Source organism: Agromyces sp. PvR057, assembly GCF_040547485.1.
Taxonomy (GTDB): domain Bacteria; phylum Actinomycetota; class Actinomycetes; order Actinomycetales; family Microbacteriaceae; genus Agromyces.
On the sequence record NZ_JBEPPT010000001.1, the window covers coordinates 446674 to 459148 of the forward strand.

Consider the following 12475-nt stretch of genomic DNA (forward strand, 5'->3'; position numbering starts at 1 on the left):
CTCGGGTTCAGGCCGTCGGGGGTGCGACGTAGCCGCCCGCGCTCGCCGCATCGTCGGACGGGAAGAGCAGCACGCTCTCGGCACGCCAGGAGCACACCACCTGGTCGCCGACCGCGAGCCGCGGCGCGTCGGGCGACGGCCGGCGGGCGATGAGGCTCTGGTCGTCGCCGAGCTGCACGAGGTACTGCATCGTCTCGCCCTGGTGCGAGATGCCGATCAGGGTGCCGCGAGCGGTGTTCACGGCGCCGGATGCCGCGGCGGGGTCGGCTGCGGAGATCTCGACGAACTCGGGGCGCACCGCGGCCTGCCCGCTGCCGCCCTCCGGCAGCGTTGCCGTCGAGGCGCTCACCTTGGCGTGCGGCGCGTCGATCGACGAGCCGCCCTCGACGACCCGCCCGTGGAAGAAGTTCTGCTGGCCGACGAAGGCCGCGACGTAGGCCGAGGCCGGCCGCGCGTAGACGGTGTCGGCATCGGCGAGCTGCTCGATGCGCCCGCTGCGCATGATCGCGATGCGGTCGCTCATCGAGAGCGCCTCGCCCTGGTCGTGGGTGACGAATACGAACGTGATGCCGAGGCGCGACTGGAGCAGTTTCAGCTCGAGCTGCATCTCCTCGCGCAGCTGGCGGTCGAGCGCGCCGAGCGGCTCGTCGAGCAGCAGCACCGACGGGCGGTTCACGAGCGCTCGGGCGAGCGCGACCCGCTGCTGCTGGCCGCCGGAGAGCTGCGTCGGCTTGCGGTCGGCGAAGCCGCGCATCTGCGCGAGGTCGAGGGCGTCGACCACGCGCTCGCGGATCTCGGACTTCGGCGTGCGCTTCTGCTGCAGGCCGTAGGCGACGTTCTCGGCGACCGACAGGTGCGGGAAGAGCGCGTACGCCTGGAACACCGTGTTCACGTCGCGCCGGTACGGCGGCACGCCGAGCACGGACCGGCCGGAGACGCGGATGTCACCGGCATCCGGATGCTCGAAGCCCGCGATCATGCGAAGCGTCGTGGTCTTGCCGCACCCGGACGGGCCGAGCAGCGAGATGAACTCGCCCGCCTCGATCGTGAGCGAGAGGCCGTCGACGGCGATGGCATCGCCGTACCGCTTCGTGACGGCGTCGATGACCACGGTTCCGGGTGCTTCGCCGCGAGGTGCTCCGACGCCGGGAGCCGTTCCGCCACCGGCCTCGATCGTGGTTGCCGTGGTCATCTGATGACGCCTCCTGTTCACCCGCGCAGCGTCGCGCCGGAGGCCCATTCAATCCCCGCGGTCGCCGCCGTGCAACGCCGCGGCACGGAATGAGACACTCCATCGGGTGCGGATGCCGCGCCCCGACAGTCCGTCTGGTCGGTCGGTCGGTCGGTCCGTCCGTCCGGCCGGTCAGTCCATCGGTCGGATCGATCAGGGTGCCGGGGCCCGGTGCCGCCGCGGAGCGATCCCGCGGCCACCGGCGCCCCGGCGCCCCGCGGCGTCAGGCGCTGAGCGCCTCCGTGGGCGACGTGCGCGCGGCTCGCGCCGCAGGGAGGGCCCCCGCGACCGCACCGACCACGACGGTCGCAGCCACGCCCGCGACGAGGACCCCGGCCGGCACCGAGACCAGCCAGCCGTTGGCCGCGGCGATGACCGCCGTGATCGCCCACCCGATCGCGGTGCCGGCGATCCCGCCGGAGAGCGCGAGCAGCATCGCCTCGATCAGGAACTGCGACCGGATGTGGCCCCTGGTCGCCCCGAGCGATCGACGCAGGCCGATCTCCTGACGTCGCTCGAGCACCGAGATCACCATCGTGTTCGCCACCCCGATGCCGCCGACGAGCAGGGCGATGGAGCCGACGCCCACGAGGAGGCCCGTGAACGCCTGGTCGATCGTGTTCTTCGCCGCGAGCGCGTCGGACGGACGGCTCACCTTCACCTGGTTCGGCGACTCCGGGTTGATCGTGGCCGGCAGGAGATCGCGCACCTGCCCGACGAGGTCGTCGGCCGAGCGCTCGGAGATCACCGTCGGCGACCCGTTGAACCCGAAGAGCTCGGTGGCGATCGGCCCGCCCATCATGGCGACGGAATCGAGGTCGGGGGCGAGCGGCGAATGCTCGAGGATCCCGGCGACCGTGAACGGCGTTCCACCGATCTCGACGGTGCTGCCGATCGTGACGATGCCGAGCCGCTCGGCGGCCGTGTCGCCGAGCACGACGACCGGGAACTGCTCGGTGGCGCCGTTGAGCCACACGCCGGAGGCGAGCTCGGTGCCCGTCGTGGTCAGCAGATCGAGATCGGCGGCGACGGCGGACAACCCGCCCGTGGCGCCCGGATCGATGAGGGCGTTGCGGTACACGTTCACGTCGGCGAGCGTCGCGTGCCAGCTCGCCTGCTCGACGCCGTCGATGCGCCGCACGCGATCGATCGCATCGGCGGGCAGCTCCGATTCCGCGCCGAAGAAGTCCGAGCCCGCCGACGCGGTGAGCAGGTTGGTGCCGAGCGCGGCGAGCTTCTGCTTGACGAGCGCCTCGCTCGACGTCGAGATGCCGATGACGGCGATCATCGCGGCGATGCCGATCGCGATGCCGAGGGCCGAGAGCATCGCCCGCATCGGCCTCGCGCGAAGGCCGTGCAGGCCGAGCCCGAGCAGGTCCGTGGCGCGGAGACGTGAGCGCAGGCCGTTCACGAGCGGGCTCCGGCCATGACACCGGACGCGGCGCCCGAAGCGACTCCGGCTCCGCTCGACAGCACGCCGTCGCGGATGCGGACGCGCCGAGGCATCCGCTCGGCCACCTGCGGGTCGTGGGTGATCACGACGACCGTGGTGCCGGCGGCGTTGAGCTCGGCGAGGATCGCGACGATCGCCTCGCCCGAGCGCGTGTCGAGCGCGCCCGTCGGCTCGTCGGCGAGGAGCAGCGCCGGTTCGCCCACGACGGCACGTGCGATCGCGACGCGCTGGCGCTCGCCGCCGGAGAGCTCGTTCGGGCGGTGGCGGGCGCGGGCGGCGAGGCCGACCCGCTCGAGCGCGACCGCCGCTCGCGCCCGGCGCTCCGCCTTCGACACCCCGGCGTACAGCAGGCCGGTGGCGACGTTGTCGAGCGCGGTGACCCCCTCGGCGAGGTGGTACTGCTGGAAGACGAACCCGATGGTGTGCGCGCGGAGCCCCGAGAGGTCGGCGTCGTCCATCGCGCCGGTGTCGTGTCCGTCGATCTCGATCTCGCCCGAGCTCGGCCGGTCGAGCGTGCCCATGAGGTTCAACAGCGTCGACTTGCCCGAGCCGCTCGGCCCGACGATCGCGAGCATCTCGCCGCGGTCGACGTCGAGATCGGCGTGCGCGAGGGCCACGCTGGGCGGCGAGCCGTAGGTCCGGGACACGCCGCGCATCCGGATCAGCGGGGCGCTCACTCGGGCACCACGACCTCGTCGCCTGCCTCGAGCTCGCCGCCCGTGACCTCGACGAGTCCATCGGCGAACAGGCCGAGCTCGATCGGAACGGTCTCCACGACGCCATCCGCCTCGACCTCGACGGCGAATCCGCCGCCCGTGCGTGCGAGCAGGGCGGTGACCGGCACGAGCAGGGCGTCCTCGCGACGCACGGCGGTGAGCTCGCCGTTCACGGTGACGTCGTCGAGTCCATCGGCCGCCGCCGGATCGTCGAGCGTGATCGTGAGGGGGAGCTTCAGCTTCTTCCCGCCCTGATCGTCGTCCTGCTCGACCGGTGCTCCGACGGCACTCACCGTTCCCGGCACCGTGGCACCGCCGGGCAGCGTCAGCTGCACCGGCGTGCCGACCGGGGCGATCGGCTCGAGGTTCGGTGCGATGAACGCGGTCACGCGCTTCACCGTGTCCGAGACCGCGATGACGGATGCCCCGGCACCGCCGCCGATCTGCGCCTTGTGCTGGGCGACGCGCACCGCCGCGGGTGCGAACACGATGCGGCCCGGCTCGATCGCGCCGGTCTCCTCGAGGCCGAGTGATCTCTGCCAGCGCTCGATCGCGTGGGCCGTCGAGCCGGCGAACTCCTCGTCGGGCTCTCGTTCGAAGAAGCCGAGCACCGCGAGGTTCTGCTCGAGCTGCAGCACGTCGGGGCCGTCGTCCATGCCCTCGGCGAACCCGCGCCACATCGGCAGTGCACCGGTGAGGAGCACCACCGGGTCGTCGTCGACGCGGAACAGCGTCGCGCCGCGGTCGAGCACGGCGCCGGTGTCGGGCAGCCAGGTGATCGTGCCGCCCAGGCTCGTGCCGAGCTCCTGCGGGGAACCGTGGCCGAGCCGCCCGTTCAGGCGCACCCGCTCGGTGAGGTCGCCGCGGACGACCGGGGTCGTCGCGACGTCAGCTGTCGCGTTCGCCGCGTCGCCGTCGTCCTTCGAGGATGCCGGCAGCGTCACCGCGAGCACCGCGCCGGCGATGCCGAGCACGGCGACGCAGGCGCCGGCGATCAGCCACGGGGTGCGGCGGCGCCGACGGGCGGGCTGGGGCGCCGCGGCATCCGTCATCTGGTCCTCGGTCGGCGAGTGCTCGGTCATTCCTCGTCCATCGTCGGGAAGTCGGCCTGCTTGCCGCACTCGTCGGCGTCGACCGGATCGATCTCGTCAGCCGACATCGCCTCCGTCATGCCGGCCGCGCCGTCGGGCGAGATCTCCGGGTCGTCGAAGTCGTAGCCGCGTTCGCGCAGGCACGCGGAGAAGCGAAGCGAGGCCTCGTTCATCGCCTCCTGATCGGGCTGGCCCGGCACCGGGGGCGGATCGCCCACCTTGTCGAAGCAGGTGCGCTCGGCTGCCGCCATCGCATCGAGGTCGATCTCGTCGGGGTCGACGGCGTCGCTCGAGTCGCTCGTGCCGCCGCCGCTCGCGGAACCGCCGGCGGCGTTCGTCATCCCGATGTCGATGCCCTCGTCCTTCATGCAGGAGGTGAATTCGGCCGACCACTCCTCGTAGGCGGCATCCGAGTCGCCCGACTTCAGTTCGGCGGAGTCGGCTCCGTTGGGGGCGCAGGCGGTCAGCGCCAGGAGCAGGCCGATGCCGGCGAGGGCGAGCCCGGTGCGGGCGCCGCGAGAGGTTCGTGAGGTCATGGGTGAGTCCTTTCGATCGCGCCGCGATGGGCGCAGGACCCAGCTCACTCCCAGCGCGGTTGCCGCGGGGTAAAGCGGAGACTTGACGATTTCCTTACGGTCGACGGGATTGACTGGGAGACTCGGATGCTGGAATCGAACGGAGTGGGACATGCGGGTGCTGATCGTCGAGGACGAGCCGTACCTCGCCGAGGCCGTGCGCGCCGGGCTGGCACTCGAGGCGATCACGGCGGATGTCGCCGCCGACGGCGAAGCCGCGCTCTTCAGCATCGACGTCAACGACTACGACGTCGTGCTGCTCGATCGAGACCTGCCGGGCATGCACGGGGACGAGGTCTGCCGCATCCTCGCCGCGCGCGAGGAACGGCCCGCCATCCTCATGCTCACCGCCGCCCGCAGGCTCGGAGACAAGGTCGGCGGTTTCGAGCTCGGCGCCGATGACTACCTCTCCAAGCCGTTCGAGTTCCCCGAGCTCGTGGCACGGGTACGGGCGCTCGGCCGGCGCCGGTTCACCGCATTGCCGCCGCAGCTCGAGGCCGCCGGCGTCGTGCTCGATCCGTTCCGCCGCGAGGTGCTCCGCGACGGGAGGTTCGTGCACCTGACCAGAAAGGAGTTCTCGGTGCTCGAGGTGCTCATGCGCGCCGGCGGGGGAGTCGTGAGCGCCGAGACGCTGCTCGAGAAGGCGTGGGACGAGAACGCCAACCCGTTCACGAACTCGGTGAAGGTGACGATCTCGACGCTCCGGCGCAAGCTCGGCGAGCCGTGGATGATTCGCACCGTGCCTGGCGCGGGATACGCGATCGATGCGGCCGATGACTGAGCCCGCGGCATCCGTCCCCCGCACCTACCGGCTCACCGTGCGAGCGCGTCTCGCGCTGACGTACGCGGTGCTGCTGACCGTCGCCGGCGCCGTGCTGCTCGCGATCGTCGCGTTCGTCATCGGCCTCGTGCCGAGCTACGAGTTCGCCGAGCCGGCCGCCACGACGACGACGGCGATCGAGGCGACCCCCACCGATGCGACGCCCGCCCAGTCGACGCTCCCGTCAGATGCCCCGGAGGTCGCCTCCGACCCCGGGCTGCTCGCCTCGACGGCGAGCGAGGCGGCCGTGGTCGTGAGTTCGCGTTCGGACATCCTGCAGCTGCTGCTCTGGGTGTCGGTCGGGGCGCTCGCGTTGCTCGCCGCGGGCGGCGCATGGGCGGGCTGGTTCGTCGCCGGTCGCATGCTCCGGCCACTGCAGGAGGTCAACGAGGCCGCGCATCGAGCTGCGCGCGGCCACCTCGACCACCGCATCGCGCTCGCCGGACCGCGCGACGAGATCACCGACCTCGCCGACACCTTCGACGGCATGCTCGACTCGCTCGAGCGCTCGGCGAACGCCGATCGCCGCTTCGCCGCGAACGCCTCGCACGAGTTGCGAACGCCGCTCGCCACGACGCGCACGATGCTCGACGTGGCCTTGAGCTCGCAGGGCGCCGGCGACGCGCACCTGCTCGAACGCCTGCGGGAGATGAACGAGCGCAGCATCGCGACCGTCGAGGCGCTGCTCGACCTCTCGGAGCTCGAGTCGACGGACGCCGGCGCGTTCGGCCCCGTGGATCTCGCCGCGCTCGCGGCATCCGTCGTCGATGAGTCGCGTGTCGAGGCCGAGGAGGCCGGGGTGCGCTTGTCGGCGTCGGCGTCGGCTGCGCCGGTGCTCGTCGAGGGCGACGAGGTGCTGTTGCGCCAGCTCGTCGTGAACCTCGTGCAGAACGCGATCCGCCACAACGAGCCGGGCGGTTTCGTGACCGTGACGACGGATGCCGCGGGGCCGCTGCCGATCCTCGAGGTCGCGAACAGCGGGGCCGAGCTCGATGCCGCGACCGTCGCCGAGCTCACGGCGCCGTTCCATCGCGGACGCGGGCGCACCAGTGCCGCCGCTCAGCGAGGCCGGGGTCTCGGCCTGTCGATCGTCGCGGCGATCGCCGAGCGCCACGGGGCCGGCCTGCATCTGGTGCCCCGCGCGGACGGCGGGCTCCTCGTCGCCGTGCGGTTCCCGGGTGACGCCGTCGCTCAGGCGAAGTCGAAGACGGGTGGGAACACCAGCACCAGCACGGCCGCCCAGGCGAGGTAGACCGGAAGGTACCCCGTCTGCCAGCGCTCGAGTCGGTCGAACGGCTCGCGCCCGCGAAGGAATCCGAGCTGCAGCCAGGCGGCCCAGGCGAGGTTCACGAGCAGGATCAGGTTGAGCCCGAGCGATGCCGTCTTGTTCGGGCTGAAGCCGAACTCACCCGTGCGCCCGACCATCGCGACGAGCACGAACACGTCGACCACGAGCGCCGCGACGAGCATCACGAGCTGGATGCGGTCGAACCATCCGGGCCGTTGCAGCGGATCGCGCGACGAGTACGAGTAGACGAGCAGCCCGAGCACCACGACGAGCACGAGGTCGAACGCGATGAGGAGCTCGCGGTCGGCGTCGACGATGTTCCACTGCAGCACCGCGGCCACGACGAGGGCGATCAGCATGATCGTGAAGAGCGGGGTGAAGACCTTGGTGAGCACGGGCGCGATGTTCTCGATCACGCGCTGCTTGGCGTCGACGAGCCAGGCTGCGACGAGCACGGCCCCCGGAATCGCGCACGGCAGCACCCATCGGCCGAAGAACCACGCGACGTCGACGTCGATCGTCGAGAACACGCCGATCGTGAGCGCCGACAGGGCCCCGCCGACGAGGGCGATGAGCACGTAGTACACGAGCCACTCGCCGCTGAACCGCACGAAGTCCATGCGGGCGTCACTGCTGCGCCACCGGCCGGCCGAGTAGGCCACGCCCGTCATGAGCCAGAGGGCGACGGCGGCGCCGAGGGACGCGAGCAGTTCGGTGTCGGCGACCGCGCCGCCGAACGCCTGCGCAGCGCTGAGGGAGGCCCACGGGAAGACGTTCAGCACCACGCCCACGAGCACGAACGCGCCCGCGACGGCCAGCACCGCGGCCATCGGCGGACGGTGACGCCACACGAACCAGGCGGCGAGGAACGGCAGCACGAGCAGCGTGGCGTTCCGCAGGAAGAACGCCGGGTCGGCTCCGACGAGCGTCGCCGCCGTCACGACGAGGCCGGCACCGACGCCCAGCGCGAGCGCGACGGCGAGCCCGTTCGCGCGCTTCCAGAACGGCGCGCGCCCGCCTGCGGCATCCGCGCGGTCGAGGGCGTCGGATGTCCCGGCGCGCGCGCCGGGGTCCGCTGCGCCGGGCTCGGCCTCGCCGTCGAGCACGAGCTGCTTCCACAGCCGTTCGGAGTGCACGCGGGCGTACTCGTGGGAGAGCTCGTCGACGGCGCCGAGGCGCTTCACCGCAACGAGGAAGGCCTCGTCGTCGTGGAGTCCGACCTCGCGCAGCGCGTCGACGCGGTCGAGCAGGTGGCTCTCGAGCTCGTCGAGGTCGGCACGGTTCACGGCGTCGTCGCGCTGCATCCATGCGCGCCAGGAGGCGACGAGTGCGCCGAGCTCGTCGGGGGCGCCTGGCCCGTGGGCGTCGGCCGGAGTCGGGGCCGCCGGGCGCGGGGTCTCGGGTGCCATGTCAGACCTCCCCGAAGGCCAGGCGCATGCGCGGGCCGCCGTCGTCGGGCCAGACCTTGCTCAGCACCTCGCCGACGACCGACCACTGACGGCGCTGCTCGGTGAGCACGCCGGCGCCCTGCTCGGTCAGGCGGTAGTGCTTGCGCGGGCGGCCGGTGTCGGAATGGCGCCACTCGGCGCGCACATGGCCGAGCCGCTCGAGGCGGTGCAGCAAGGGGTAGAGCATGCCGTCGCTCCACTCGAGCTCGCCGCCCGAGAGCGCGGTGATGCGCTGGAGGATCGCGTAGCCGTACGACTCGCCCTCGGCCAGGATGCCGAGCACGACCGGGGTCGCGGCCGCCGCGACGAGGTCTTTGCCGATGCGCATGGGTGACTCATCTCGGTTCGTACCTTGCAGCTCAAGGTATCTGGATCAGCAATATACCTTGCAGTGCGAGGTATCGCCACTCGACCGGACGGCGAACATTCCGCGGCGCAGAAATACCCCGGAAGTTCACCCCCCGAATCGTCGGTCGGGGTGCCCCCGCGGCCCGCAGAGTGGATGCACAGCCACCCCGGAACGCGTCGAGGCAGACGCCGAACGGGCCGCACGAGACATCCGCCCGCCGCACTGAAGCGGCACCGAAGCAGCACCGAAGGAGCACGACGATGAGCACCGACCGCCCCGGCGACCAGACCCAGACCGCAGCCGAACTGCAGCTCGAGTGGGACGCGAACCCGCGTTGGGAGGGCGTCAGCCGCGACTACACCGCCGAGGACGTCATCGCCCTCCGCGGCCCGGTGCGCGAGGAGCGCACGCTCGCCAAGCGCGGCGCCGAGCGCCTGTGGGCCGACATCCAGCAGAACACCGGCACCGCCTTCGCCCCCCAGGAGGACCCGCAGTGGTCGGCCGCGCTCGGCGCGCTCACCGGCAACCAGGCCGTGCAGCAGGTGCGCGCGGGTCTCAAGGCCATCTACCTGAGCGGCTGGCAGGTCGCGGCCGACGCGAACCTCAGCGGCCAGACCTACCCCGACCAGTCGCTGTACCCCGCGAACTCGGTTCCGGCGGTCGTGCGTCGCATCAACAACGCGCTGCTCCGCACCGGCCAGATCGAGCAGGGCACCGAGGCGCAGACCGGCATCACCGACTGGATGGCGCCGATCGTCGCCGACGCCGAGGCCGGCTTCGGCGGCCCGCTCAACGCCTACGAGCTCATGCACCAGATGATCGAGGCCGGCGCCGCCGGCGTGCACTGGGAGGACCAGCTCGCGAGCGAGAAGAAGTGCGGCCACATGGGCGGCAAGGTGCTCATCCCGACGGGCCAGCACATCCGCACCATCAACGCGGCCCGGCTGGCGGCGGATGTCGCGGGCGTGCCGTCGATCATCATCGCCCGCACCGACGCGCTCGCCGCGACCCTCCTCACGAGCGACCACGACGAGCGCGACACGCCGTTCGTCACGGGCGAGCGCACCGCCGAGGGCTTCTACGAGGTGCAGAACGGCATCGAGCCGGTCATCGCCCGCGGCCTGGCCTACGCCGAGTACGCCGACCTGCTCTGGGTCGAGTCGGCCGAGCCCGACCTCGACCTCGCGCGCCGCTTCGCCGAGGCCGTGCACGCGAAGTTCCCCGGCAAGCGCCTGAGCTACAACTGCTCGCCGTCGTTCAACTGGAAGCGCCACCTCGACGACGGCCAGATCGCGAAGTTCCAGCGCGAGCTCGCGTCGATGGGCTACGCGTTCCAGTTCATCACCCTCGCGGGCTTCCACGCCCTCAACCACTCCATGTTCACGCTCGCGAAGGACTACAACGAGCGGCACATGAGCGCATACGTCGAGCTCCAGGAGGCGGAATTCGCCTCGGAGGCATCCGGGTACACCGCCACGCGCCACCAGCGCGAGGTCGGCACCGGCTACTTCGACCAGATCGCCACGGCGCTGAACCCCAACAGCGCGACGCTCGCCCTCGTCGGATCGACCGAGGAAGACCAGTTCGCTCACTGACCTGCCCGTCGGTCGAGGAGGCGCCCCGGCGCCGTATCGAGACCACTCGACCGGGTCTCGATACGCGCTTCGCACGACTCGACCGACGAACCGAAGGAGACACCATCATGAACACGACACCGACCATGACCCTCGAGCGCGAGCGAGCGGATGCCGCGCCCGCACGTCGCCCCGCACCCGCCACCGGGAGCTTCCAGACCGTCGAGCCGCGCATCGAGGTCGCCCGTTCGGGCGCGGAGCGCGCCGCATCCGTCGACCGCGCGGACGAGATCCTCACGCCCGAGGCGCTCGCGTTCCTCGCGGCGCTGCACGACCGCTTCGCCGGCACCAGGCACGAGCTGCTCGCCGAGCGCCTGCAGACCCGCGTCGATGCGGCGAACGGCCGCGACCCGCGCTTCATGCCCGAGACGGCCTGGATCCGCGACGACACCTCCTGGCGCGTCGCCGGCCCCGGCCCCGGCCTCGAGGACCGCCGCGTCGAGATCACCGGTCCGACCGACCGCAAGATGGCGATCAACGCGCTGAACTCGGGCGCGAAGGTGTGGCTCGCCGACCAGGAGGACGCCACGAGCCCCACCTGGGAGAACGTCATCGGCGGGCAGCTGACGCTGTTCGACTTCCCGCGCGGCGACCTCGCGTACACGAGCCCCGAGGGCAAGGAGTACCGCGTCACGGCCGAGGAGACGCCGACCATCGTGATGCGTCCGCGCGGCTGGCACCTCGTCGAGAAGCACCTGACGTTCCACGACCGGGCCGGCCGTGCGATGCACGCGTCCGGCTCCCTCGTCGACTTCGGCCTGTACTTCTTCCACAACGCGACGGCGCTCATCGCCGCCGGTCGAGGCCCGTACTTCTACCTGCCGAAGCTCGAGTCGCACCGCGAGGCCAAGCTCTGGAACGACATCTTCGTGTTCGCGCAGCGCGAGCTCGGCATCCCGCAGGGCACGATCCGCGCGACCGTGCTCATCGAGACGATCCAGGCCGCGTTCCAGATGGACGAGATCCTCTACGAACTGCGCGACCACTGCGCCGGCCTCAACGCCGGCCGCTGGGACTACATCTTCTCGATCGTGAAGACGTTCCGCTCGCGCGGTCGCCGCTGGGTCCTCCCCGACCGCAAGGCGATCACCATGACGGTGCCGTTCATGCGGGCCTACACCGAGCTGCTCGTGCAGACGTGCCACAAGCGCGGAGCGCACGCGATCGGCGGCATGAGCGCGTTCATCCCGAACCGTCGCGACCCCGAGGTCACCGAGCGGGCGCTCGCCGCGGTCGCGGCGGACAAGCGCCGCGAGGCCGGCGACGGCTTCGACGGCACGTGGGTCGCGCACCCCGACCTGATCCCGACCGCTCGTGCGGAGTTCGACGCCGTGCTCGGCGACCGGCCGAACCAGGTCGGCCGCCTCCGCGACGACGTCGAGGTGACGGCGGCCGAACTGCTCGACATCCCGTCGATCGGCGGCGAGGTCACCGAGGCCGGCGTGCGCGACAACGTCTCGATCGCGATCCGCTACATCGAGTCGTGGCTGCGCGGCACGGGCGCGGCGGCCATCGACAACCTCATGGAGGATGCCGCGACCGCCGAGATCTCGCGCTCGCAGATCTGGCAGTGGCTCGACAACAACACGGTCACCGCCGAGGGCACGCGCATCGACCAGACGTCGATCGTGCGCCTCATGGCCGAGGCCGTCGCGGCGCTGCCCCGCTTCGAGGGCGACCGGTTCGACGACGCGATCTCGGTGTTCCGCACCGTGGCGCTCGAGCCCGAGTTCCCGACGTTCCTCACGGTGGGGGCGTACGCCCGGTTCCTCTGAGCCGGCGCCCGCGTTGCCGAAGGGCTGCGTCGACCGCATCCGGTGATCCCGGAAGGTGCAACGGTCGGCGCGGCCCTCTCGGCATGCCTCGGCGG

11 protein-coding genes are annotated in these 12475 nt (G+C 71.7%); 4 read left to right on the top strand and 7 right to left on the bottom strand.

The window, feature by feature from the left end; genetic code table 11:
* Window positions 1-7 precede the first annotated feature (7 nt).
* The 5 genes from ABIC29_RS02030 to ABIC29_RS02050 form a co-directional block, all read right to left on the bottom strand.
* Complete coding sequence (locus ABIC29_RS02030) at window positions 8-1192, bottom strand: ABC transporter ATP-binding protein (protein ID WP_116080622.1); 1185 nt, start codon at window positions 1190-1192, stop codon at window positions 8-10.
* 262 nt (window positions 1193-1454) lie between these two features.
* A complete protein-coding gene (locus ABIC29_RS02035) occupies window positions 1455-2642 on the bottom strand; it encodes an ABC transporter permease (RefSeq protein ID WP_354242263.1) in 1188 nt (395 codons plus the stop codon).
* Window positions 2639-3361: an ABC transporter ATP-binding protein gene (locus ABIC29_RS02040; protein WP_354242265.1), complete on the bottom strand. Its 723-nt coding sequence runs from the start codon at window positions 3359-3361 to the stop codon at window positions 2639-2641. Before ABIC29_RS02040 ends, ABIC29_RS02035 begins: the two co-directional genes overlap by 4 nt.
* Window positions 3358-4482, bottom strand: a complete 1125-nt coding sequence (locus ABIC29_RS02045; protein ID WP_354242268.1) for a peptidoglycan-binding protein — start codon at window positions 4480-4482, stop codon at window positions 3358-3360. The genes ABIC29_RS02040 and ABIC29_RS02045 overlap by 4 nt, the downstream gene beginning before the upstream one ends.
* Window positions 4479-5027 (bottom strand): hypothetical protein, encoded by a 549-nt coding sequence (locus ABIC29_RS02050; RefSeq protein ID WP_116080624.1) that lies wholly within the window; start codon window positions 5025-5027, stop codon window positions 4479-4481. The genes ABIC29_RS02045 and ABIC29_RS02050 overlap by 4 nt, the downstream gene beginning before the upstream one ends.
* Window positions 5028-5178: 151 nt before the next feature.
* Between ABIC29_RS02050 and ABIC29_RS02055 the strand changes: the two genes are divergently transcribed.
* Window positions 5179-5847 (top strand): response regulator transcription factor, encoded by a 669-nt coding sequence (locus tag ABIC29_RS02055; RefSeq protein WP_116080625.1) that lies wholly within the window; start codon window positions 5179-5181, stop codon window positions 5845-5847.
* The gene (locus tag ABIC29_RS02060) at window positions 5840-7138 is read left to right on the top strand and encodes a sensor histidine kinase (protein ID WP_354242271.1); all 1299 of its coding nucleotides are present in this window, start codon (window positions 5840-5842) and stop codon (window positions 7136-7138) included. The genes ABIC29_RS02055 and ABIC29_RS02060 overlap by 8 nt, the downstream gene beginning before the upstream one ends.
* Here ABIC29_RS02060 and ABIC29_RS02065 read toward each other — a convergent pair.
* Both ABIC29_RS02065 and ABIC29_RS02070 read right to left on the bottom strand, forming a co-directional pair.
* Complete coding sequence (locus tag ABIC29_RS02065; protein ID WP_354242274.1) at window positions 7078-8583, bottom strand: permease prefix domain 1-containing protein; 1506 nt, start codon at window positions 8581-8583, stop codon at window positions 7078-7080. The genes ABIC29_RS02060 and ABIC29_RS02065 overlap by 61 nt on opposite strands.
* A 1-nt stretch (window position 8584) precedes the next feature.
* Window positions 8585-8950 (bottom strand): PadR family transcriptional regulator, encoded by a 366-nt coding sequence (locus ABIC29_RS02070; protein WP_116080627.1) that lies wholly within the window; start codon window positions 8948-8950, stop codon window positions 8585-8587.
* 281 nt (window positions 8951-9231) lie between these two features.
* Here ABIC29_RS02070 and aceA point away from each other — a divergent pair, with 281 nt between their 5' ends.
* Together aceA and aceB are read left to right on the top strand one after the other, a co-directional pair.
* On the top strand, window positions 9232-10566 hold the full coding sequence (gene aceA / locus ABIC29_RS02075) for an isocitrate lyase (RefSeq protein ID WP_354242279.1): 1335 nt from the start codon (window positions 9232-9234) through the stop codon (window positions 10564-10566).
* A 107-nt stretch (window positions 10567-10673) separates the two neighbouring features.
* The gene (gene aceB / locus ABIC29_RS02080) at window positions 10674-12380 is read left to right on the top strand and encodes a malate synthase A (RefSeq protein WP_354242282.1); all 1707 of its coding nucleotides are present in this window, start codon (window positions 10674-10676) and stop codon (window positions 12378-12380) included.
* Window positions 12381-12475: the final 95 nt, after the last annotated feature.